The organism is Micromonospora phaseoli (genome assembly GCF_900109115.1).
Lineage (GTDB): Bacteria > Actinomycetota > Actinomycetes > Mycobacteriales > Micromonosporaceae > Micromonospora > Micromonospora phaseoli.
On record NZ_FNYV01000005.1, the window covers coordinates 237,632 to 260,437 of the forward strand.

A 22,806-nucleotide genomic window follows, 5' to 3' on the forward strand; every position below is an offset into this window, starting at 1 on the left:
GAACGGGGCGGCCGTCACCCGCTTGTAGCGTAAGGAGCGTGCCCCGCCTCACCCATGACCGGATCACCTGGCTGGCGTACGCCCAGCTCGGGCTCTGGGGCTTCTTCCTCTACGGCTTCGGGCCGGTGGTACCGCTGCTGCGTGACGAGCAGGGCACCACGGCGGCCGTCGCCGGGCTGCACAGCACCGGCCTCGCGGTCGGCGCGCTGGCCGGCGGCGCGCTGTTCGCCCCGATCGCCCGACGGCTCGGCCGGAAACCGACGATCTGGGTCGGGTTGGCCGGCGTGGCGACCGCCGTGGCCGCGCTCACCATGCTGCGGGCGCTGCCCGCCACGATCGCCGTCGTCATGGTCATCGCCGTCGCCGGCACGCTGGTGATCAGCGGCGTGAACGTGGTGCTCACCGCCCGGCACGGGCCGGCCGCGCCGGCCGCGCTCGCCGAGGCCAACGCCGCCTGCGCCGGAATGGGGATCCTCGCCCCGCTGCTGATCGGCCTCAGCGTGAACGCCGGCTGGGGCTGGCGGCCGGCGATGGCCGTCGTGGTCGCCCTTATCGCGTTGGTCGCCCTCGTCGCGCTGACCATCCGCGTGCGCGGACCGAAGGCCGCCACCGCTGTCGCGGCTCCCCGGCCACGTGGACCACTGCCCCGGACGACCCGGCGGCTACCCCGGGCGTACTGGATCGCGTGGATGCTGATGGCGGTCACCGGTTCGATCGAGGTGTGCCTGTCGCTGTGGGCCGCCGATGTACTCCGAATGCACGCAGGGATGGCCCCCGGCGCGGCGTCGGCTGCGGTGGCCGCCATCGTGTGCGGCATGTTCGTCGGCCGCCTCGTCGGCGGACGCGTCGCACTACGTCTCCGGCCGGTACCGCTCCTGCTCGCCGCGCTGGGGCTGTCCCTGGCAGGATTCGCGGTGTTCTGGGCGGCGTCGGTGGGCTGGTTGGCGGTCGTCGGTCTGGTGATCCTGGGGCTCGGCAACGCACTGCACTACCCGCTGGCCATCTCGCTGGCCCTCGCCGTCGCCGGTGACGCCACGGACCAGGCGGCCGGCTGGTCCGCGTACTCCATGGGGGTCGGTTTCGGGATCGCGCCGGTCGCGCTCGGCTGGGTGGCCGACGGCGTCGGACCGCACCTGGCGTTCCTGCTGCTGCCGGGTTTCATCGCGGCGGCCATGCTGCTCGCGGTACGGCTCGGCCGTGCCCTGCCGACGCCGGTGCCCGTCGAGCGGCCGGCTCCGGCACCGGCCTGACGCGGCACGCCGGCCCGGGCAGTGCAGTCCAGGTGTGCCAGGGTCAGTGCAGGTAGGTCCGGGTCAGTGCACGTGGGCGAGGGTCAGGCCGTCGGCGATGGGCAGCATCACCGCGTCCACCCGCACGTCGGAGAGCACGTCGTCGTTGAACGCCGCGATCGCCCGGTCGTCGGCGCTCTGCGGTGCCACCACCCGGCCGTTGCGCAGCACGTTGTCGACGGCGATCACCCCGCCGGGCCGCATCCGGGGCACCAGTTCGGCCCAGTAGACCGGGTAACCGGTCTTGTCGGCGTCGATGAAGGCGATGTCGAGGTAGCGCCTGTTCGGCAACTCCCGCAGTGTCTCGCCGGCCGGACCGATGCGCAGGTCGATCCGGTCGTCGACGCCGGCTCGTGCCCAGTAGCGGCGCGCGATGCCCGTGTACTCCTCGGAGATGTCGAAGCAGGTCAGCCGCCCGTCCTCGGCCAGCCCTCGGGCGATCGCCAGCGAGGAGAGCCCGGTGAAGGTGCCCACCTCCACCGCGTGTCGGGCGTTGAGCAGCCGGGTCAGGAACGTCAGGAAGGCGGCCTGCTCCGGGGCGACCTGCATCGACGCGTGCTCCGGCAGCACGGACAGCGTCTCCTCGGTCAGGTCGCGGACGATCTCGTCGGGCGGCGCACCATGCGCGACGAGATAGGCGTGAAGATCGTCGGTGAGCGGAATCGACTTGAGCGTCATGCTCGGAAACTAGCCGAGCGGTTCGACCGTCTGGTTACCGGGCGCGATCTTCGTCCACAGATCGGTGATTTGTAGGTCCAGTTCGGCGAGCAGGCGTCGCAACAGGGGTAGGGACAGCCCGATGACCGTGCCCGGGTCGCCCTCGATCCGCTCCACGAACGGCCCGCCCAGCCCGTCGATCGTGAACGCGCCAGCCACCGCGAGCGGCTCACCGGTCGCGACGTACGTTGCGATCTCGTGGTCGCTGATGTCGGCGAAGTGGACCACCGTGGAGGCCACCGCCTCCGCGCGACGCCCCGCCCCGATGTCGACAAGACAGTGGCCGCTGTGCAGCACGCCGCTGCGCCCCCGCATCCGCTCCCACCGCCGGACGGCCTCCGCCGAATCGTCGGGCTTGCCAAGGATCTCCCCGTCGAAGGCGAGCACGGAGTCGCACCCCAGCACGAGCGTGCGCTCGTCGTCGGTGGGCCGCAGCCGGCCCAGCACGGCCTGCGCCTTCAGCCGGGCCAACTCCAGGCAGAGATCCTCCGCCCGCTCGGTCACCACCAGCGATTCATCGACGCCGCTGACCAGCACGTCCGGCTCGATGCCGGCAGACTGGAGGGACTTGCGGCGGGCAGGGCTCGCCGAGGCGAGCACGAGACGGAGCGGCACGACATCAGGCACGCCGCCGACGTTACCGGCTGCCCGCCCCCCACGCCCTGACGCCCGGCCCGATCGAGGACCTGCCCGGGTTTCCGTTGCTGCTTCCGTGAACAGTTCGCTCTCGCAGCGGTAAGTTCTGCAGGCTTGATGTCACAGAGAAATACATACTTCTGTACGACATCAAGCTCGGGCGACGACATGTCTCCACCGTCTTGCCGAACCGTCCGACGTGGTCCGAGAGAACGTCGCAGTCCGGCACTCGATGCCTCAGCGACTGACCCGAGGCGGCGGATCGTCGGACCGACGCCGTCGGCGCACGAGCAGCGCCCAGGTGCCACCGGCCGCCAGCAGGACGCCGAGTGTGACCACCCCGCGCACGGTAGCCGCCCGATCCCCATCGGCTCGCGGTCCGTCCGCCTCCGCCGTGGTCGGGCCACCGCCACCAGGCGTCGCCGGCACCGACTCGAAACCCCTCGGCGGTACGTCTGCCGTCAGCGCCGCCACCAAATCGATGACCCCATAGCCGTACTGATCGTCCCGCCCCGGCGGTCCCTTGTCGATTGCCGTCGCCGTCAACCGGTGCGCCACCTCATCAGCCGGCAGATACGGATACTTGGCCCGAATCAACGCCGCCGCCCCAGCCACAATCGCCGCCGCCCCCGACGTACCCGTTCCGGCTCGGTACTCGCCATCAAAGTTGGTGCTGTAGATCTCAACCGCTGGTGCGACCACGTCGATCTCTGGGCCGCTGACCGAGATCCTCGTGCGTCTTCCGTCCCGACCGATCCCGCCGACGGCGACAACATTCGGATACACGGCAGGAAATCCGACATTTTGATCGGCTGGCTTGTTGCCGGCAGCCGCTACAACTACCACGTCGGCGCGGGCAGCTGACTGTATTGCCTGCTGCAAGCCAAGGTCAGCGGCTCCGGCGGAAGAAATGCTGATTACCTGAGCCCTTTGTCTAATCGCGTATTCGATAGCCTGACTAAGACCTGTAGCTGTGCCCAGAGAGCCGTCTAACTTGAAGCGGACTGGTAAGAGTCTCGCTTTGGGTGCGACCCCTAGGGCGCCCGTCCCGGAAGAGCGTCCGTGAGCGGCAATAAGCCCACCCATGCCTGTACCATGGCCGTCTCTATCTTGTTGCCCGTCGTTCCTGTCTCCAGGCAATACGGATGTGCCCGCAAGGAGATTGTCGCGGAGGTCGGGGTGTGGAAACACTCCCGTGTCCAACACGGCGACTGTCACGCCTTCACCCTGGCTTAGATTATGTGCCTGTTGCGCCGACAGATAATCAAGGTGCCATTGCTTGCTGCGAATGTTTCGGGAGTCAACGCCCGGCGGCGGGGCCTCCGCCTTGACGGGGGAGTGTGAAACTGTGAGTGTGGCAAGTATTGAAATAATCAACAATCGGCCCATCGCTCGACTGCCGCAAAATCTCACCGGCCTAAGCCGATTGCCGGACCTGGGTCAATTGGTCCATCATCATCAGGCGGGCGAACCACAGGATTGACACCTTGATCTGTCTCCCATGGGTCGTCTGGATCCCAGCGACGCGGTTCGTCGCTGCCGCGCCGGTCCGCGTTGGAGATGCCGCCAGTTGCGCTAGTGCCTGAGAAGCCTAGGTACGGAGAGCCGCCGATGGGCAGAGTGTAAGAGCCGCCGATCCCCCGGCCGTTACCTGGACGTGAACCAGCGGCACCGGTCGGGCCGGTCCCGGCGCCACCGCCCCCGATGACACCTCCTATTGGGTTGACTCTCCGGGGCTGCCCTCCGCCTGCTGTCGGCTGGCTGAGTCCTGATCCTGGAATGCCGCCGATTAGTCCCCCGGGTGGCATCGCCCTAGGCATCGCATGCGGCCCACCGCTGCTGGGTCGACTGACTTGGCCGGGTTGTATGCGGCCTGACGATGCAGCCACTTGTCTGCCTGAAGGAGGCATTGGTGTTGGCGGAGTGCCCAAGATCGGTGACGTAGGGGACGGCGTCGTAGTTGGCATGGGGTTGGGGAAGGCAGGAGTAGGGCCGGGACTGGCGCCACTGAGTATCGGGCCTGCAATAGGGGAGATTGGCGTGGGAACCGACTGGGGTATCGAGGGCGGTTGAGTCGTAGCAGACCTGGCGGGTGTGTGCGACGGTGTTGGCATGATGGGCGGAATGACAGGAATGGAGTTCCCTGAAATAGCTGAATTATCGAACAAAGGCTGGTCCCTCGCAGGTTGACTGCGGGGCGGGGATGGGGGGTGGCGGAGCAGGACTTGGGCTTGTTGGAGTTCACCGCTGAGTCCGTACATTATTCCGCGCGCCTGGATGTTCAGGTGTTCCAGGTCGGAGTCGGTCACTGGTGGTTGGCTTGCTCGGCTGCCGGCGACGGCTTTCGGGTCGGCTGCCGTTTCTTCCCAGGATCGCTTCAGTTGTAGTTTGCCCGCGTACTCGTCGTAGATTTTCTTGATTTGGGTGCGGGTGCTGCTGAGGGCCTGGGTCGCCGCGGACAGGGCGGTCTGGTTGCTGGCGGCGGCGTCGTGGGTGCGCTGCGCCTGATCGATCAGCGCGTCCAGTTCGACGAGGTACGCGCGGGACGCTGCGTTGGTCTCGGGGGGCCACGCCTGGGCGAGGCTTTCACGGTAGGTCCTGAGCCGTCCGAGGTGTTGCCCGGCAAGGTCGCAGACCTTGCGCCAGCCGGCGACGTGCCGCCAGTGGTTGTCGGTGTCGTGGTCCTGGAGGCAGGCCCACATGTCGACCACGTTCATCAGGTACCAGTCGGTGAGGCCGCCACTGCGGCCGACGCCCGGATCTCTCATGGGAGCACCACCGGGCCCACCGTGCCGCTGTCGGTCGGGTCGGTCAGCGACGGCGACGGTGCGGGCTGCGCCGGTACCACGCCGGCCTGGCCGAACGCCTGGTGGATGTCGGCTACCCGGGCCGCCGAGAAGGCGTCGACGTCGCCGTACTGCTCGGCCACGATTTTGGCGGCCTCCGCGAGGTGGCCGGTGGCGTCGCCGACGCCCCAGACCGCGTTGGTCGCCGCCTGCTGGGTCTCCCAGTGTGCGCGCATGAACTGCACCAGCTCGACGAACGCGTCGGCCGGGTTGGGCACCTCGGTGACCATGTCGTCGGCGATGTACCGCAGGTGCGGTGCGTAGTTGCTCTCCACCTCGGCACGAAGCTTGTCGGCGAACTCCCGCAGCTGGCGGATGTCCGCCTCGACGCCGCCGTAACTGCTCAACCAGGACGCTGGTCGATCCTCCGCAGGGATCATCGGCCCTCCCAACCTGTCACGGACCCGTTCCCCTGAGTGAGGTTAGACGCTGGATGCTGCCCCCGGCAGTCCCTGCGGGTCACCGTCGTCCGCTGGCCGGCGGCGGTGACGCGTGACGGATTGTCAGCGGGGCAGACCGGAGGCGCGCCACGCTCCGACGCCGGGTGTCAGCGCCCCGCCCGCCGGGCGACCGCTGCGCGCCCACGCTGATGCCGGCACCGGTGCGGGCCCCGCCGACGGGCGGGACCGGAAGACGATCGCGCCCACCAACGCGGCCAACTCCTCGGTGGTCGGCACACCGCGCACAACCCGGAACAGCGGCTCCTCGACAGACATGCCCCAAGCGTACGCCGGGTGAACTTGACCTTCCTCGCACAGTGGCGTGCCGGCGGTGTGACCGTCGGCCCTGCCGGGTACCGTCTCAGCGATGTCAGAAGCTGCCCCCCAACTCGTCGCCGACCGGTACCGGCTCATCTCGCCGCTCGGTCAGGGCGGCATGGGTCGGGTATGGAGGGCGCGCGACGAGGTGCTGCACCGCGACGTCGCAATCAAGGAGTTGGTTCCGCCGCCGGGCCTGACCGACGACGAGCGCCGCGAGATGCGCGAGCGCTCGTTGCGCGAGGCACGCGCCATCGCCCGGCTCAACAACGTCAACGTGGTACGCATCTTCGACGTGCTCCGCACCGACGGTGACCCCTGGATCGTCATGGAGTACGTGGCGTCCCGGTCGTTGCAGGACGCCCTCGCCGCGGATGGTCCGGTCTCGTCGGATCAGGCCGTGGAGATCGGGCTGGGGGTGCTGAACGCGCTAAAAGCCGCCCACAAGGCCGGCATCATGCACCGCGACGTCAAGCCCGGCAATGTGCTGCTCGGCGACGACGGTCGGGTGGTGCTGACCGACTTCGGGCTGGCCACTATCCCCGGTGACCCGAACGTCACCCGCACCGGCATGGTGCTCGGCTCGCCCGCGTACATCGCGCCGGAACGGGCCCGCGACGGCACCGCCGGGCCCGAGGCCGACCTGTGGTCGCTGGGTGCCACGCTCTACGCCGCCGTAGAGGGCAAATCCCCGTTCGCCCGGCCGTCGGCTATCGGCACCCTGGCCGCGCTCGCCACCGAAGCGGTGCCGCCGGCCCGTAACGCCGGGCCGCTCAAGCAGGTGCTCGCCGGGCTGCTCCGCAAGGACCCGCAGGAGCGGATCACCGCCGAGTCGGCCGAGCGGATGCTGCGCAAGGCCAGCGGCCGTCGAGCCCGGGGGATCTCACTGCTCGGTGGCGTACGCCGGCCCGGGCCGAACGGCCCACGCGAACCGCGCCCACCGCTGGTGCCGGCGCCGCGCCCGTCCGGTGAGCGGCCCGCGACGCCGGTCACCCCGCCCGCACCGCGCACGCCGCCCACCTCCGGACCTCTGGCCGCAGCCGGGGCCGCCGCGGCAGCGGTCGGTTCCAGTGCGGACCAGTCGACCGGTACCCAGCCCGGCTCGGAGGCCGCCGCGACTGCCAAGGTCGCCCCGGCCAGCGGCGCGGATGCCGAGCCGACGGCGAAGGTCGACGCCGCCGACGCGGGCGCTGACGCCGCCCCCACGGCTACGGTGTCCAGCGCCGGGACCACCGGGGCTGCGCCGTCCGAGGGCTCGTCAACCGGGGTTGCCCAGTCCGCGGGCCGGACGGCTGAGTCGGGCGGCGGACCGGCCGATTCGTCCACTTCGCCGGCGGTCCAGGGGGATGACGCTGCGGCCGGAGCGGCCGTCGGTAGCGCGCCGGACGATGCGGCTGCGGCATCCGATGGTCAGGGCGCGCCGTTGGGCAGGCAGACCGCGCCGGCAACCGGGACGGGCGACCAGGCCAGCCCGGAGGCGGCGGGCCTGTCGGCGGGCGACGCTACCCGCGTGGCGCCCCAGCAGCCGACTTCGCTCATGCCGGCCGCACCGGTCAGCCCGGCGCGCGGCTCACTCTTCACCGCCGGGCAGTTCCGATCGGAGCGGACCCGCCGCGCCGTGCTCGTCGGCACCCTGGTCGCGGTGCTGCTCGTCGGTCTGGTGGTGGCGGTGCCGCTGCTGACCAGCGGCGACGATGGTGACGAGACTCCGCAGGGCGGGGCCGGCTCCACGAGCGCCTCCGCGTCGGCGACCGCCGAACCGGCCGCCCCGCCACCGACCGCCGCCCCGTCCAGCCCGTCGGCCTCGCCCAGCCCGTCGGTCTCCCTCAGCCCGTCCGAGCCGGCCGGTGGCGTGCCGGAGGGGTGGACGCTGCGTACCGACCCGGTGGGCTTCAAGGTGCCGGTGCCGGACGGCTGGCGGCGCAGCACCAGTGGCACCTCGGTCATCTACCGGGAGCCGGACGGCGTCCGCGAGCTGCTGATCGACCGCACCGACACGCCGAAGCGGGACGCCGAGGCTGATTGGCGATCGATCGAGCCGGCCCGGAAGAACCTCGTGCGCAACTACAAGTTGATCCGCATCTCGTCGCTGGACTGCAAGTGGCGGACCTGCGCCGACTGGGACTGGCTGGAGGACCGCGACAACACCCGGATCCGGGTCCGCAACCGGGCCTTCGTCCCCGCCAGCAACCGGGGCTTCGCCCTGCGCTGGGAGGTCGCGAACAAGGACTGGGAGGCCAATCTCGACAACTTCGAGATGATCTTCCGGGAGTTCGTGCCGGACCGTCAGGACTGATCGGCAGGCATGGCCCTCCGTCGTTCGGGGTATCTGATCTCCGACGACGGAAGGGAGGCCCGAGATGGGTTACCGAGGAAGAGATGCCCGGCCCCGGCTGGCACTGTGGACCGCCGTGGTGCTCGGCACCGTCGTACTGCTGGTCGCCGCCGTCGGCGTCGCCGTACTCGCCACGCTGGTCAGCCTGGTGACGCTCGCCGGTGCGGGCCTGGCCGGCTGGCACCTCACCCGCCGGGGCTCGGTATCGCGCGGGGTGGGGACGACCGTGCCGGTCGCGCTCGCCGCGCGGCGGCGGGCCTGAGCCCGCCGCCGCGGCGTACGTCAGGTGTTGTTGGCCAGGGCGATCAGCCGGCTGCGGTCACCGTTCCAGTAGTTGCGGTCGACTCCGCCGCTGATGCCGGAGACGCTGCCGGAGTCGGTGTACTGCCAGAAGCTCCAGAACGGCGCGCCGGCCGGCAGGGCGCCGACCGAGGACGACCAGCGGGCCACCCACAGCGGGTGGTTGCTCCACGGACCGCTCCAGGAGCCGGTGCACTGGTTCCAGAAGCTGGTGGTGGTGTAGATGACCGCGTACCGCCCGGTGCGCGAGCGGTACGTGTTGAGGAAGTCCTGCACCCAACTGCGCATGCCGGTGGTGCTCAGGCCGTAGCAGTACCCGCCGCTGTAGGGGTTCGCCTCCAGGTCGAGCGCCGCCGGTAGGGTGCGGCTGTCGGCCGACCAGGCGCCGCCGTTGGAGGCCAGGTAGTTCGCCTGCACCGCGCCGGAGGAGATGTTGGGCCGGGCGAAGTGGTACGCGCCGCGGATCACCCCCGCGTTGTACGCGTTGACGTAGTTGGTGTTGAAATTCGGGTCCTTGTAGCTCGTACCCTCGGTGGCCTTGATGAAGGCGAACTGGATGCCGGAGTTGCGGACGCTCGTCCAGTTGATGGTGCCCTGGTAGCGCGAGACGTCGATGCCCGGCACGGTGGCCGCGGCGGCCGGTGTCGCGGTGGCGACGAGCCCGGCGGCGGCGGTGGCGAGTACGGTGAGCGCGGCGGCGGTCAGCCGGCGTAGCGATGTTCTGGTCCGACCCATAACGTCCTCCTGAGACGACTGTCGATAGACAGACATCTTTGAAGGTGGGTGCCCTTCAAGGCAAGGGATACAAAGAAAACTTTCAATGTGGTGACTGTGGTGCGGGCCCACCTGGCGATCAACGCAGGGTGGCCGGTCGTGGACCGACACCGAACGCCGAGGTCGGAAGGCGGGCGGTAGGCTCGCGCCCCATGGTGTCGATCGAGGGCATGACCGAGTTCTGGGACCGTCTGCTCGGCGCGCAGCCCGACCCGCCCCCGCTGCTGGTGCTCCTCACCGGCCTCGTCGCGCTGCTGGTGGTGCTCACCCGGCTGCCGTGGCGGATCGCCCGCAACGCCATCACCATCGCGCACGAGGGCGGGCACGCGCTGGTCGCCGTGCTCACCGGCCGCAAGCTGCGCGGCATCCGGCTGCACTCGGACACCTCGGGGCTGACGCTCTCCGCCGGACACCCCACCGGACCGGGCATGGTGCTGACCCTGCTCGCCGGCTACATCGCTCCGCCCCTGGTCGGTCTGGGTGGGGCGTGGCTACTCGCCGGCAACCGGATCACCCTGCTGCTCTGGATCGCGGTGGTCCTGCTGCTGGCCATGCTGATCATGATCCGCAACGTGTTCGGAATGCTCTCGCTGCTGGTCACCGGCGGTGTGGTGCTCGCTGTCTCCTGGTACGCCACCCCGCAGGTGCAGGCCGCCTTCGCCTGGACCTGCGTGTGGTTCCTGCTGCTCGGCGGCGTACGCCCGGTGGTGGAGCTGCAACGGCTGCGCGCCCGGCGCGGGATGCCGGCCTCCGACGCGGATCAGCTGGCGGGGATCACCCCGCTCCCGGCGTTCTTCTGGGTGGTCCTCTTCGGCCTGGTCAACATCGCCGCGCTGGTGGTGGGCGGGCTGATGCTGGCCGGCCCGCTGCTCGCCGAGGCCGGCATCACGCCGGGCTAGGGTCTCCAGGCAACCGGGCGCACTCCTGCTGCGTGTCCCCTATGAACTACGGGGGAGGTAGCGGGTGCCGGACGTCGACGGGTTCGACGAGTTCTACCGGGGCAGCCGGCAACGGCTGCTCGGTTTCGTCTACGTGCTCACCGGTGACCGCGCCGAGGCGCAGGACGCGGTCCAGGAGGCGTACATCCGGGCCTGGCAGCGCTGGTCCACGGTCGGCGGGTACGACGATCCGGAGGCATGGGTACGGGTGGTGGCGGCCCGGATCGCGATCAGCCGCTGGCGCAGTCTGCGCAGCCGGGCCCGGGCCTACCTGCGGCACGGCGCGGCCGAGAGCATGCCCGCCCCGAACACCGACACCGTCGAGGTGGTCGCCGCCCTGCGCCGGCTGCCCGAGGAGCAACGCACCGCGCTCGCCCTCTACTACCTGATGGGCATGCCGGTCGCCGAGGTCGCCCGGCAGACCGATGCGCCGGTGGGGACGGTGAAGGCCCGTCTCTCTCGCGGCCGTGCCGCGCTCGCCGCGTTGCTCACCGCCAACGACCTGGAGGAGGCTTCCGGTGCCTGACGAGGATCTGCGCGTGATGGAGCTCCTGCAGCGGGACCTGCAGGGGGTTCGTTGGCTCGAAGCCGCCGAGATCCGGGCCGTGGCGCGGCGGCGCAGTCGAATGGGGATGGCTCTCGTCTTTCTCGCCGTACTCTCCACCTCGGTGGTGGCCGTGGCCGCGATGCCCGCCCGGGAGGGCGTGGCGCCCGCAGGCCGGTCGACCGTTTCCCCGACGCCTCGGGAGGAGATCGCCCCCGAGGCGTTGCTGCATCCGGAGGACATGCCGACCAACGTGGGTGCGCCGACCACCGACACCGGCGTGGGCGAGCCGATCGAGCTCGATCCCGCGTGGACCAGATGTCTGGAGGAGAAGCGGATCAAGCCGCTCTGGGAGACGTCGCGTTACGTCCGCTCCCAGTCGTTGACGCAGGATCCGCCGGCCTGGGTCGCCGACGGAACCGATGCGAGATGGAGCAAATCGATCAGCCTCCATCAGAAGGTCTACCGGATCAGCCCTGAGCTGGAGCGGACGTTCTTCGCCGGCATCGAGCGACGGATCACGCCCTGTCTCGCCTGGGAGAGCGTGGAGGTCGGCCAGATCGAGATGAAGGAGTGGGCCGACTTCTGGGCGGTACAGCGCTGGGAGGTGACTGCCGAGGGCTTCGCCGGGGACGAGTCAGTGTTGATCCGGCACACGACGGGTGAAACCCGCCGCGACGATGCGAACGGCGAGGTGGTCGCCAGACCGATGGAGCCGGAAACCATCGCGGTCGTCCGCGTCGGCGACCTGGTCACGGTCTTCAGGCTGTCGAACTGGGGAGGCGACGTGGAATTGCGGCACCTGGCGACGGTCGCCGCGAAGCGAATGTGCCTCGCCGCCAACCCACCCTGCTGACCGGCCTGCCTTGCCGACCGGCCTGCCTTGCCGACCGGCCCGACTGTTAAGAGGGGCCCCCTGCTATGCACCAGGCGTTAACAGGGGGCCCCTCCTTACACCTAGAGCGGGATGTTGCCGTGCTTCTTCGGCGGGAGCGTCTCGCGCTTGGTCCGTAGCACCCGCAGCGCCCGGACGAGCTGGGTACGGGTCTCGTGCGGTGGGATCACCGCGTCGACGTACCCGCGTTCGGCGGCCACGTACGGGTTGGCCAGGGTGTCCTCGTACTCGGCGATCTTCTCGGCGCGGACGGCGGCCGGGTCCTGCGCGGCGGCCAGCTCCTGCCGGTAGAGGATGTTCACCGCGCCCTGGGCACCCATCACCGCGATCTGCGCGGTCGGCCAGGCGAAGTTGAGGTCGGCCCCCAGGTGCTTGGAGCCCATCACGTCGTACGCCCCACCGTATGCCTTGCGGGTGATGACGGTGACCTTCGGCACGGTGGCCTCGGCGTACGCGTAGATCAGCTTGGCGCCCCGGCGGATGATGCCGTCCCACTCCTGGCCGGTGCCGGGCAGGAAACCCGGAACGTCCACGAAGGTCAGCACCGGGATGTTGAACGCGTCGCAGGTGCGCACGAAGCGGGCGGCCTTCTCGCTGGCCGCGATGTCCAGGGTGCCGGCGAAGTGCATCGGCTGGTTGGCCACCACGCCGACCGGTCGGCCCTCGACCCGGCCGAAGCCGACCACCATGTTCTGCGCGTAGAGCGGTTGGACCTCCAGGAAGTCCCCGTCGTCCAGCACGTGCTCGATCACCTGGTGCATGTCGTAGGGCTGGTTGGCCGAGTCCGGGATCAGCGTGTCCAGCTCCCGGTCGGCGTCGGTGACGGTGAGGTCCGCGTCGGCCGGGAAGACCGGTGGCTCGTCCAGGTTGTTCGACGGCAGGTGCGACAGCAGCGCCTTGACGTAGTCGATCGCGTCGGACTCGTCGGCGGCGAGGTAGTGCGCGTTGCCGCTGCGGGCGTTGTGGGTGCGGGCCCCGCCCAGCTCCTCCATGCCGACGTCCTCGCCGGTGACGGTCTTGATGACGTCCGGGCCGGTGATGAACATGTGCGAGGTCTGGTCGACCATCACGGTGAAGTCGGTGACGGCGGGGGAGTAGACCGCGCCGCCCGCGCACGGGCCCATGATGAGCGAGATCTGCGGGATGACGCCGCTGGCCCGTACGTTGCGGAAGAAGATCTCGCCGTAGAGGCCGAGCGAGGCCACGCCCTCCTGGATCCGGGCGCCGCCGGAGTCGTTGATGCCGATGACCGGGCAGCCGATCTTCATGGCCAGGTCCATCACCTTGACGATCTTCTCGCCGAAGACCTCGCCGAGGGAGCCGCCGAAGACGGTGAAGTCCTGGGCGAAGACGCAGACCTGCCGGCCGTCGACGGTGCCGTAGCCGGTGATCACGCCGTCGCCGTAGGGCCGGGTCTTCGCCAGGCCGAAGTTGGTGGACCGGTGCCGGGCGAACTCGTCCAGCTCGACGAAGGAGCCCTCGTCGAGCAGCATCCCGATCCGCTCCCGGGCGGTCTTCTTGCCCCGTGAATGCTGCTTCTCCACGGCGCGGGCCGATCCGGCGTGCACCGCCTCGTCGACCCGTTGCGCCAGGTCCGCCAGCTTGCCCGCGGTGCTGTGGATGTTGGTCCCGGTCTCGGTAGTCACCCTGGGAATATAACGATGGTTCAGGCGGTCGCCGCTGTGCAGTTCGCCTCACCGGCTCGCCCGTAGGCTGGCGGAATGCCAGGTTCGCCGTACACCGATCTTGAACGCCCGCCGCTGTCGGCGGCGCGGCTGCGCCGGGCCCTGGTCGCGCCGTACGGTCCGTGGTCGCGGCTGGAACTGCGGGTGGAGACCGGCTCCACCAACGCCGACGTCGCCGAGGCGGCCCGGGCGGGCGAGCCGGAGGGCCTGGTGGTGGTCGCCGAGCGGCAGACCGCCGGGCGCGGGCGGCGTGGCCGGGTCTGGCAGTCACCGCCGCGCGCCGGCATCGCGACCAGTGTGCTGCTGCGGCCCGGCGAGGCCGCGCCGGAGCAGGGTTGGTCCCCGGCGCCTCCGGCCGGGTACGGCTGGCTGCCGTTGCTGGCCGGCGTGGCGCTGGTCGAGGCGGTGACCCGGCTGGCCGAGCTGGACGCCACCCTCAAATGGCCGAACGATCTGCTGGTGGGGGGCGCCAAATGCGCCGGGATCCTCGCCGAGGGGGTGCCCGGACCGCGTCTGGGTGACCCGCCCGCGGTGGTGCTCGGTATCGGGCTGAACGTCACGCTGCGCGCCGACGAGCTGCCGGAGCATCCCACCGGCCTGGCGGCCACCTCGCTGCAACTGGCCGGCGCGGCGGCCACCGACCGGGATCCGCTGCTGCGGGCCCTGCTCCGTTCGGTCGCCGACTGGTACGCCCGGTGGCGCTCCGCCGACGGGGACGCGGTGGCCAGCGGCCTGCGGGACGCGTACCTGGCGGTCTGCGGCACGATCGGGCGGCAGGTGCGGGCCCTGCTGCCCGACGGCACGGAGCTGACCGGCACCGCGACCGCCATCGACTCCGACGGTCAACTGATCCTCGCCACCGCCACCGGAGAGCGGCCCCTGGCCGCCGCAGATCTCCTCCATCTCCGCTAGCGCCACGAGCCGCGTGGCGGATGTGGGTGGTTGCGGTGGGGGGTTACGGTCTGCGCGTCCGTTCCTGCGAGGAGGTTTCCGTGGCGTTCCCCGAAGACGTGCTCACCGAGGATGAGCATGTCGTGCTGCACCTGCATCCGCACTGGAAGGCCCTGATCGGCCCGGTGGCGGTGCTGGTGTTCGCCGTCGCCGCGGTGGCGGCCGGCGTACTGTTCCTGCCTTCGGGCGGGGGCGGTTCGATCACGCTCGCCGTGATCGGCGGGCTGGCGCTGCTGGCGGCGGTGTGGTTGGCGGTGTGGCCCTATGTCGCCTGGCGCACCACGCACTACCTTTTCACCAACGAGCGGGTGCTGCTCCAGCACGGTGTGTTCTCCCGGGAGCGCCGGGACATTCCGCTCAGCCGGGTCAACGACCACTCGATGAGCCAGCGGTTCGTCGGGCGGGTGCTGGGCTACGGCACCCTCACCATCGAGTCGGCCGGGGAGCGTGGGCAGTCCGTGCTGCCTGACGTGCCGAAGGTCGACCTGGTCCAGACGAAGCTCTACGAGCTGGTCGAGGCGTTCCACGACCGGCACTCGCTGGGCGACGGTGAACTGCGTGAGATCCTCGCCGAGCGCGACAAGGGCGCCGGAGCCTAGCGGCGGCGGACGCGGCGGGAGGTCGGGGCCGGCTGCAGCTGTGCGGCCAACTCGGCCTCCAGTTCGGCGTCCAACGCCGCCGTCAGCTCGGCCTCCCGGCGTACCTGTGCCGACCTCGGCTGGACTGGCCGGGTGGCAGTCGGCTCCTCTTCCTCAAGCTCCGTGATGGACTCGGCGAGTTCGGCCACCGGGTCCATCTCGGCCATCGTGTCCCACTCGTCACGTGGCAGGCCGTGCCACCGTTGGGTCGCCTCCGCGGGCGCTGCGGGCTGGAAGACGAAGGTCCGGTAGGACCAGAAGCGGAACAGGGTGGCCAGCACCACACCGAAGGTCTTGGCGATGTTCAGCGCCAGCAGGCCGGTCACGCCCAGCCCGTACTTGGCGGCGGCGAGCACACCGAGTTCGATGAGCAGCCCCACGCCGTTGAAAAGGAAAAACAGGGCGTATTCCCGCTGCATGGCCGATTTTGGACGATCTCGGTACGTCCAGTGGCGATTCATCAGATACGACGTGATCGTCGCCACGATGGTGGCGACAACGGTCGCCTTCAGTTGGCCATCGACAAAAACCGTGAGTGCGAGTGCGTTGAACACCGCGTAATTGATGACCGTGTTGACGCCGCCGACCAGGCCAAATTTGAGCGCCTCATGGATGAACTTCTGCCAGCGCTCGGGCAGCAGACGGACGAGAGGCATGCGCAACACCTTAAGGCCTTGGGTCAGGGTCGACTGTTCCGATCGGAACGAGTGCGCGGCAGGTCACGCGCTGCGGTCCGGGCTCGCTTCCGCAGCGGTTGGGGTTCCCGCATCCACGAAGACGAACCGTCGGTACGACCAGAATCGGAACAGCGTGCCGAGCCCGGTACCCACGACGAAGCTGGCGATGTTGTCGGCCAGCCGGGTCTGGAAGACCGCTGGCCAGATGCTGCCGAGCCCGTAGTGGCTGATGGCCAGGCAGGCCACCGCGATGCCCAGGCCCACCGTGTTGAAGAAGAAGAAGAGGGCGTACTCACGCGCCGGGTTGGAGCGCTGGCGGTGTCGCCACGTCCAGAACCGGTTGCCCAGGAAGGCGAAGGTCGCCGCGATCACCGTCGAGATGGTCTTGGCGGTGATCTGCTCCACGCCCTGTGGGCCGATCAGGTAGTTGAACAGAGCGAAGTCGACGAGGAAGGCGAACCCACCCACGGTTGCGAACTTGCTCATCTCCTTGACGAGGTGACCGAAACGGTCCATCAGGGAGTGGACCAGACCCGAGCGGGTCTGCCGGGAGCCTGGCTCCCCGGTCATCGTCGCGGCCACCGTGCGAGCCTACCGGTTGGCGGCCCGGTGGATGGGTAGCAACGGCCACCTGGGTGCACCGGTGCGGCGGGACGGACAGGCACGAACGGAGCGTAACCGGATCCGTGCAATCGGGTATCGCTTTCCGCTTCCGCGCTGACGGTCGAAAATCTCCGGCACGCTGACCGTCGACCGGAGGTTGACCGCAGGATTTGCGTGAAACTGCGCGTGAAAGCGGGTAAAGGCTCGTGATGCCGCAGCGCGGCCGTACCTTGTGCAGTTCTTCACAACCAGTACCACTGACTGGAGAGGTCCATCGGTTTACGCTGAGGCCAATCCCAGGTTTCCACGAAGGCGACGCACATCGCGGCGCCGAAACTCGTGCACTCCATAGACCGGTCAGCGTCGACCACAAGGAGATGTGTCATGGTTGCTCCGGCCACCGTTCGGGGTATCGATCAGGCCCCTACGTCCCACCCGAAGCTCCTCGCCTGGGTCCGTGAGGTCGCTGAACTGACCAACCCTGACCAGGTCGTCTGGGTGGACGGGTCCGACCAGGAATGGCGTCGCCTCACCGACGAGCTGGTCGAGGCCGGGACCCTCATCCGGTTGAACCCGGAGAAGAAGCCCAACTCGTTCTACGCGCGCACCGACCCGACGGACGTCGCCCGGGTCGAGGAGCGCACCTTCATCTGCTCCGTGGACGAATCCGACGCCGGGCCCACCAACAACTGGATGGCCCCAGCCGAGATGAAGCGGACCATGACGGAGCTGTACCGCGGTTCGATGCGTGGTCGGACGATGTACGTCATCCCGTTCGTCATGGGTCCGGTCGAGGCCGAGAAGCCGATGTTCGGCGTGGAGATCACCGACAGCCCGTACGTGGTCGCCTCGATGCGGATCATGACCCGGATGGGTGCGGCGATCCTGGCGGCGATGGGCAACGACGCGGAGTTCGTGCAGGCCCTGCACTCGATCGGCGCGCCGCTGGCCCCTGGCCAGCAGGACGTGGCCTGGCCGTGCAACGACACCAAGTACATCTCGCACTTCCCGGAGAGCCGGGAGATCTGGTCCTTCGGCTCCGGCTACGGCGGCAACTCCCTGCTCGGCAAGAAGTGCTACTCGCTGCGGATCGCCAGTGTGATGGGGCGCGACGAGGGCTGGCTCGCCGAGCACATGCTGATCCTGAAGATCACCTCTCCGGAGGGCAGGGTCTACCACATCGCCGGGGCGTTCCCGTCCGCCTGCGGCAAGACGAACCTGGCCATGCTGGAGCCGACCATCCCGGGCTGGAAGGTCGAGACGATCGGCGACGACATCGCCTGGATGCGGTTCGGTCCGGACGGCCGTCTCTACGCGATCAACCCCGAGTACGGCCTCTTCGGTGTCGCGCCCGGCACCGACTGGAAGACCAACGCCAACGCCATGCGGACGCTCGACCGGGGCAACTCCGTCTTCACCAACGTCGCCCTCACCGACGACGGTGACATCTGGTGGGAGGGCATGGGTGAGCCGCCGGCCCACCTGGTGGACTGGAAGGGCAACGACTGGACGCCGGAGAGCGACAGCCTCTCCTCGCACGCGAACAGCCGGTTCTGCACGCCGATCACCCAGTGCCCGATCCTCGCCGAGGACTACTACGACCCCAACGGGGTGCCGATCGACGCCATCCTGTTCGGTGGCCGGCGCCGGGACACCGTCCCACTGGTCACCGAGGCCCGCGACTGGGTGCACGGCGTCTACCTGGGAGCCACGCTCTCCTCGGAGACCACCGCCGCCGCCTCCGGCGCGGTCGGCGTGGTCCGCCGCGACCCGATGGCGATGCTGCCGTTCATCGGCTACCACGGCGGCGACTACTTCCGGCACTGGATCGAGATGGCCAAGGGCGCCGACGGCGACGAGTCGAAGTTGCCCAGCATCTACTACGTCAACTGGTTCCGTAAGGACCCGGAGGGCAACTTCCTGTGGCCGGGCTTCGGCGAGAACTCGCGGGTGCTCAAGTGGATCGTCGAGCGGATCGAGGGCCGGGCGGAGGCCGTCGAAACGCCGATCGGCATGGTGCCGGCCCCCGACGCCCTCGACGTCGACGGCCTGGACATGACCCCGGAGGACGTCCGGATCGCGCTCAAGGTCGACCCGGACGAGTGGCGCGACGAGCTGCCGCTGGTCACCGAGTGGTTCGAGAAGTTCGGTGACAAGCTCCCCGGTGTCCTCTGGGCCGAGCTGGACGCCCTGCGGGCCCGGCTCGACGCGGCCCAGCCCCAACGGGGGGTGTGATCCACCCCGGATCAGGGCATCATCGGATGCCATGAGGACGGCCGCCGAGACCGAGGTCCGGCGGCCGTCCGCCGTCCGGGCGCTGACCGCGCTGCTGGCGGTGACCGCGGCGGCCACCGTCGTGGTCGAGGTGCTCAACTGGTGGTACGCGCCGGAGCAGGGTTTCGGGCTCGCGGTACGGACCGGCTGGGCGATGCTGCGCTCGTTCGGCTTCCTGCTGCTCATCGGGCACGTGCGCCGTGGCCGGACGGTGGCCCGTCCGCTCGGCCTGATCCTCGCCGTCACCACGGTCTTCGCGGTCGGCCGGCTGATCGTGCCCCGGCAAGGGGTGCCGTCGCTGCCCGGCGTGCTCGGCTTCGTCCTGCTCACCGCGCTCTGTATCGCCGTGGTCTGGCTGCTGTACCGCTCCCCGGCGCTCGCCGACCATCTGGTGCGGCACCGTCCCCGACTGGTCATCGACCGCACCGGGATCTCCTGGCGGGAGACGCCACCGAGCCGGCCGGAGGCGAGCGTCTGGCTGTTGACCAGCCGGGTCGCCGCCTTCACGTACAGCCCGCTGATGCTGGTGCCGGCGCTGGTCGCCAGCGCCGCGATCCTGGACGGGCGACTGATCGCCGTGCCCGCCGTGCTGTTCTGGCTGGGCGCCGGCATCGCGACCAGCTACCTGGTGCTGTTCTGCACCGCGTTCCTGATGCGTGGCCGGCGTTGGGCGGGCACGCTGCTGATCGTGGTCACCGTCGCCGTACTCGCCGTCGACCTGCCGCTGTGCTGGTGGCTGCTCGGCGTCGACGGCCTGGTCCGCGACGGCGCGCCGCTGGTCGCCGCCGCCGTGCTCGCCGTCTACGGCATCCGACGCGCCCGAGCCACCCCCGCCGCCTGATTCTCTGCCGCCGCCCTTCTCCCGCGAGGTGCCCTACGCCCCGCCGATCCGGGCGCGGGTGCTCCCCGACGGCAGCCCGCGGGACCGCACTGCGATCTGGCCCCGTTGCTCTGCTTCACCCGGCGCGACGAATCCGGGACGATTGCGGTGCGTTGGGTGAGGCAGAGCAAGGGAGGCGCGCGGCAGTCCCTGGAGGTGCCGCCCTGGCGGCGGTGGCCACGCCCGGGGGATGGTGGCGTGGGCGGGAGGAGAGGCTGTGCGCGACGAATTCGACGTGGTGGTGGTCGGGGCGGGGCCGGCGGGGGTGGCTGCCGCTCTGGCGGCCCGCCGGGCGGGGGCCGGGGTGCTGCTGCTGGACCGCGCCGACTTCCCCCGCGACAAGGCCTGCGGTGACGGGATCGCGGCGCACGCCCTGGACGTACTCGCCGAGCTGGGGGTGACCGACGCGGTGGCCGGCTATCCGCCGGTCCCGGCGCTACGGCTCGTCGCACCCGACGGCGGCGCGGTGGCGCGGGCGCTGCCGAGGCCCGCGTACACCGTGCCGCGGGAGGTCTTCGACGCCCGGCTGGTGGCGGCGGCGGTCGATGCCGGCGCGGTGCTGGGCCGGCAGGCGGTCCGCCGGGTCGAGGTGCGCGGCGACCGGGTGGTGCTGGACGGCGAGATCTCCGCCGGGGTGGTCGTCGGCGCGGACGGCGCCGGCTCCGTCGTCCGCCGCACGCTGGGCCAGCGCAACAACCCGGACCGCCACCTGGCGCTGGCCATCCGGGGGTACGCGCCCGCGCAACCCGGCCCGCCGGTGCAGCACATCGTCACCTCGGCCGCCCGCTGGCCGGCGTACGCCTGGTCGTTCCCGATCGGGGACGGCCGCGCGAACATCGGGTACGGGGAGGTGCTGCGCAGTGAGTCGTTGACCCGCGCGCACCTGCTCGACCGGCTCGCTGCGCTGCTGCCCGGCACCGATCCGGCGACGGTGACCGGATTGCGCGCCCATCACCTGCCGCTGTCCACGTTCCGCCCGGTGCCCGGGCGGGGCCGGGTGCTGCTCGCCGGTGACGCGCTCTCGCTGATCAATCCGCTCACCGGCGAGGGAATCTTCTACGCGCTGCGCTCCGGCGCGCTGGCCGGGACCGCCGCGACGGGCGCGCCCGAGCAGGCCGCACGACGCTACGTCGACGCGCTACGCCACCGGCTCGGCCGCCACCTCAGGCACAGCTCGGCGGCGGCCTGGCTGGCCCGCCGACGCCGGATCGTGGACGCGACGGTGCGCGCCGCCCGTCGTGACGAGCGGGTCTTCGGCACCGTGGCCGAGCTGGGCCTGGGCGACGGCCTGCTGAACGGCCGGGCGCTCGGACTGATCGCCCTCGGCCTGTCGGCGCGGCATCGGCCACCGGCACACTGATCCGCAGGACGGCTCGCTACCCTGCAAGGTGATGACTCTGCGGAAACTTCTCTACTCCGTCTACGAGCGGCGGCTGACGGCCAAGCTCGCGGGCCGTCCGGTGCCCAACCACGTGGGTGTGATGTGCGACGGCAACCGTAGGTGGGCCCGTGAGATGGGCTTCGTCGATCCGAACGACGGGCACCGGATGGGTGCCGAGCGGATCAAGGAGCTGCTGCGCTGGTGCGAGGCCGCCGGTGTGCGGCACGTGACGCTGTGGCTGCTCTCCACCGACAACCTGTCGCGCCCGGCCGCGGAGCTCGATCCGCTGCTGCAGATCATCGAGGATCTGACCACCGAGTTGGCCGAGGAGGGCAACCCCTGGCGGCTACGGATGGTCGGCGCGCTCGACGTGCTGCCGACGCGCCTGGCGACCGCGCTCAAGGCGGCGGAGGAACGGACCCGGGAACGCGGCGGCGGCGCGCAGGTCAACATCGCGGTCGGCTACGGCGGCCGGCGGGAGATCGCCGACGCGGTGCGCTCGCTGCTGGTGGAGCACGCGGCCAACGGCGGCACGCTGGAGGAGCTGGCCGGCTCGCTCGACGTGGACGACATCTCGGAGCATCTCTACACGCGCGGGCTGCCGGACCCGGATCTGATCATCCGGACCAGTGGGGAGCAGCGCCTCTCGGGCTTCATGCTCTGGCAGTCGGCGCACTCGGAGTTCTACTTCTGCGAGTTGAACTGGCCGGATTTCCGGCGCGTCGACTTCCTTCGGGCACTGCGCTCGTACGCCACCCGCCAGCGCCGCTACGGAGTCTGAACCGGACCGGTCGGGCCGCGCGAGACGCGGCTCGGCTCGGCCCGCGTCCGCTGCGACTCAGGCCGCGCTCGACGCGGGCTCAGGCGAGGTGGTGGGTGGCCTCGGTGAGGAAGTCGCCCAGGGCGGCCGGTGAATCGATGGTGAGGTCGGCGGCCTCGGCAACCTCGTCACCGGTCTCCGGGTTGGCGACGGCGACACAGACCCCGAGGAAGTCGGGATCTGCGGCGGCGCGGGCCCGCAGCGCGGCGAAGGCCTTGATGTCGGAGACGTCGTCACCGAAGTACCAGGCTCCGCGCGCCCCCTGCACCAGTTCGTCGATCACCATGCCCTTGTCCCGGTCGACCGGTGGCTTGATCTCCAGCACCATCCGCCCGATCTGCACCCGTAGGCCGAGGCGCTCGGCCTGGTCGCGGCCCCACTGCTCGACGGTGGCGGCGAGCTGCGGTGCGGTACGCCAGTGCAGGGCAACGGAGAGCCGCTTGTACTCGACCAGGGTGCCGGGCGGTAGTTCGGCGCGGCCGAGGTCGGCGAGTTCGGCCATCGTCGGTACCCACGGCAGCGCGGCCGGCTCGGTGACGGTAGCGCCGCCGGAATGGCTGTGTTCCAGGCCGTAGAGCCCGTACAGGTCGACGCCGGTGAGCCCGTCGAAGTGCTCGCGCAGGAACTCCACCGGTCGGGCGGAGACGATGGCGACGCGTCGTACCGCCGGGGCCAGGGCCTCGATCGCGGCCAGCACCTTCGGCGCGGGTTGTACCTGTGTCGGATCGTCGGCGACCGGCGCGAGGGTGCCGTCGAAGTCGAAGAAGAGTACGGTCTCGGCCGCCCGGTCGGCGGTGGCCCGCCAGGCCCGGTCGGCGTTCAGGGGGGTCTTCGGCTGCTGGTTGCCCAGATTCAACGGCGACAC

At 70.2% G+C, this 22,806-nt stretch carries 22 protein-coding genes and 1 pseudogene; 12 read left to right on the forward strand and 11 right to left on the reverse strand.

Going from position 1 to position 22,806, the window contains the following annotated elements; all coding sequences use genetic code 11:
* The first annotated feature begins 38 nt into the window (after positions 1–38).
* On the forward strand, positions 39–1,250 hold the full coding sequence (locus BMY89_RS15320; protein ID WP_092380640.1) for an MFS transporter: 1,212 nt from the start codon (positions 39–41) through the stop codon (positions 1,248–1,250).
* 63 nt (positions 1,251–1,313) lie between these two features.
* Here BMY89_RS15320 and BMY89_RS15325 read toward each other — a convergent pair whose 3' ends face one another.
* The 5 genes from BMY89_RS15325 to BMY89_RS15345 all read right to left on the reverse strand — a co-directional run bounded on the left by BMY89_RS15325 (position 1,314) and on the right by BMY89_RS15345 (position 6,204).
* The gene (locus tag BMY89_RS15325) at positions 1,314–1,967 is read right to left on the reverse strand and encodes an O-methyltransferase (RefSeq protein WP_092380641.1); all 654 of its coding nucleotides are present in this window, start codon (positions 1,965–1,967) and stop codon (positions 1,314–1,316) included.
* A 9-nt stretch (positions 1,968–1,976) separates the two neighbouring features.
* A complete protein-coding gene (locus BMY89_RS15330; protein ID WP_092380642.1) occupies positions 1,977–2,633 on the reverse strand; it encodes a Maf family protein in 657 nt (218 codons plus the stop codon).
* A gap of 246 nt (positions 2,634–2,879) precedes the next feature.
* A complete protein-coding gene (locus BMY89_RS15335; RefSeq protein ID WP_092380840.1) occupies positions 2,880–4,022 on the reverse strand; it encodes a S8 family serine peptidase in 1,143 nt (380 codons plus the stop codon).
* A gap of 1,384 nt (positions 4,023–5,406) precedes the next feature.
* Positions 5,407–5,868 carry a hypothetical protein gene (locus BMY89_RS15340; RefSeq protein WP_092380643.1) on the reverse strand — a complete coding sequence of 154 codons (462 nt, stop codon included), beginning with the start codon at positions 5,866–5,868 and terminating at the stop codon, positions 5,407–5,409.
* 123 nt (positions 5,869–5,991) lie between these two features.
* On the reverse strand, positions 5,992–6,204 hold the full coding sequence (locus BMY89_RS15345) for an acyl-CoA carboxylase subunit epsilon (RefSeq protein ID WP_092380644.1): 213 nt from the start codon (positions 6,202–6,204) through the stop codon (positions 5,992–5,994).
* A 91-nt stretch (positions 6,205–6,295) separates the two neighbouring features.
* Here BMY89_RS15345 and BMY89_RS15350 point away from each other — a divergent pair, with 91 nt between their 5' ends.
* The gene (locus BMY89_RS15350; RefSeq protein WP_092380645.1) at positions 6,296–8,542 is read left to right on the forward strand and encodes a serine/threonine-protein kinase; all 2,247 of its coding nucleotides are present in this window, start codon (positions 6,296–6,298) and stop codon (positions 8,540–8,542) included.
* Positions 8,543–8,606: 64 nt separating this feature from the next.
* Complete coding sequence (locus BMY89_RS15355) at positions 8,607–8,843, forward strand: hypothetical protein (protein WP_139217953.1); 237 nt, start codon at positions 8,607–8,609, stop codon at positions 8,841–8,843.
* A gap of 20 nt (positions 8,844–8,863) precedes the next feature.
* Here BMY89_RS15355 and BMY89_RS15360 read toward each other — a convergent pair whose 3' ends face one another.
* Entirely contained in the window at positions 8,864–9,616 is a 753-nt protein-coding gene (locus BMY89_RS15360) for a GH25 family lysozyme (protein ID WP_092380647.1), read from the reverse strand.
* 191 nt (positions 9,617–9,807) lie between these two features.
* Between BMY89_RS15360 and BMY89_RS15365 the strand changes: the two genes are divergently transcribed.
* The 3 genes from BMY89_RS15365 (at position 9,808) to BMY89_RS15375 (ending at position 11,993) form a co-directional block, all read left to right on the forward strand.
* Complete coding sequence (locus BMY89_RS15365; protein WP_092380648.1) at positions 9,808–10,554, forward strand: M50 family metallopeptidase; 747 nt, start codon at positions 9,808–9,810, stop codon at positions 10,552–10,554.
* 64 nt (positions 10,555–10,618) lie between these two features.
* Complete coding sequence (locus BMY89_RS15370; protein WP_092380649.1) at positions 10,619–11,119, forward strand: RNA polymerase sigma factor; 501 nt, start codon at positions 10,619–10,621, stop codon at positions 11,117–11,119.
* Positions 11,112–11,993, forward strand: a complete 882-nt coding sequence (locus tag BMY89_RS15375; protein WP_092380650.1) for a hypothetical protein — start codon at positions 11,112–11,114, stop codon at positions 11,991–11,993. Before BMY89_RS15370 ends, BMY89_RS15375 begins: the two co-directional genes overlap by 8 nt.
* Before the next feature lie 101 nt (positions 11,994–12,094).
* On the opposite strand, the gene BMY89_RS15380 is transcribed toward BMY89_RS15375, so the two are convergent.
* Positions 12,095–13,678 (reverse strand): acyl-CoA carboxylase subunit beta, encoded by a 1,584-nt coding sequence (locus BMY89_RS15380; RefSeq protein WP_092380651.1) that lies wholly within the window; start codon positions 13,676–13,678, stop codon positions 12,095–12,097.
* A gap of 75 nt (positions 13,679–13,753) precedes the next feature.
* On the opposite strand from BMY89_RS15380, the gene BMY89_RS15385 reads away from it, so the two are divergent.
* Both BMY89_RS15385 and BMY89_RS15390 read left to right on the forward strand, forming a co-directional pair.
* On the forward strand, positions 13,754–14,629 hold the full coding sequence (locus BMY89_RS15385) for a biotin--[acetyl-CoA-carboxylase] ligase (RefSeq protein WP_092380652.1): 876 nt from the start codon (positions 13,754–13,756) through the stop codon (positions 14,627–14,629).
* Between the two features lie 80 nt (positions 14,630–14,709).
* Positions 14,710–15,267 carry a PH domain-containing protein gene (locus tag BMY89_RS15390; RefSeq protein WP_092380653.1) on the forward strand — a complete coding sequence of 186 codons (558 nt, stop codon included), beginning with the start codon at positions 14,710–14,712 and terminating at the stop codon, positions 15,265–15,267.
* On the opposite strand, the gene BMY89_RS15395 is transcribed toward BMY89_RS15390, so the two are convergent.
* The 3 genes and pseudogenes from BMY89_RS15395 to BMY89_RS31540 all read right to left on the reverse strand — a co-directional run.
* Complete coding sequence (locus BMY89_RS15395; RefSeq protein ID WP_092380654.1) at positions 15,264–15,962, reverse strand: GtrA family protein; 699 nt, start codon at positions 15,960–15,962, stop codon at positions 15,264–15,266. The two genes, BMY89_RS15390 and BMY89_RS15395, sit on opposite strands and share 4 nt — an antisense overlap.
* A 63-nt stretch (positions 15,963–16,025) precedes the next feature.
* A complete protein-coding gene (locus tag BMY89_RS15400; protein ID WP_092380841.1) occupies positions 16,026–16,553 on the reverse strand; it encodes a GtrA family protein in 528 nt (175 codons plus the stop codon).
* A gap of 182 nt (positions 16,554–16,735) precedes the next feature.
* Positions 16,736–16,832, reverse strand: a pseudogene (locus tag BMY89_RS31540) (GtrA family protein); the annotation flags it as partial.
* A gap of 138 nt (positions 16,833–16,970) precedes the next feature.
* Between BMY89_RS31540 and BMY89_RS15405 the strand changes: the two are divergent.
* The 4 genes from BMY89_RS15405 to BMY89_RS15420 all read left to right on the forward strand — a co-directional run bounded on the left by BMY89_RS15405 (position 16,971) and on the right by BMY89_RS15420 (position 21,902).
* Positions 16,971–18,821: a phosphoenolpyruvate carboxykinase (GTP) gene (locus BMY89_RS15405; RefSeq protein ID WP_092380655.1), complete on the forward strand. Its 1,851-nt coding sequence runs from the start codon at positions 16,971–16,973 to the stop codon at positions 18,819–18,821.
* 31 nt (positions 18,822–18,852) lie between these two features.
* Entirely contained in the window at positions 18,853–19,701 is an 849-nt protein-coding gene (locus BMY89_RS15410; protein ID WP_092380656.1) for a hypothetical protein, read from the forward strand.
* Positions 19,702–19,930: 229 nt separating this feature from the next.
* Positions 19,931–21,100, forward strand: a complete 1,170-nt coding sequence (locus BMY89_RS15415; protein WP_092380657.1) for a geranylgeranyl reductase family protein — start codon at positions 19,931–19,933, stop codon at positions 21,098–21,100.
* Positions 21,101–21,131: 31 nt separating this feature from the next.
* The gene (locus BMY89_RS15420; protein ID WP_092380658.1) at positions 21,132–21,902 is read left to right on the forward strand and encodes an isoprenyl transferase; all 771 of its coding nucleotides are present in this window, start codon (positions 21,132–21,134) and stop codon (positions 21,900–21,902) included.
* 79 nt (positions 21,903–21,981) lie between these two features.
* Here BMY89_RS15420 and otsB read toward each other — a convergent pair whose 3' ends face one another.
* Complete coding sequence (gene otsB, locus BMY89_RS15425) at positions 21,982–22,806, reverse strand: trehalose-phosphatase (RefSeq protein WP_092380659.1); 825 nt, start codon at positions 22,804–22,806, stop codon at positions 21,982–21,984.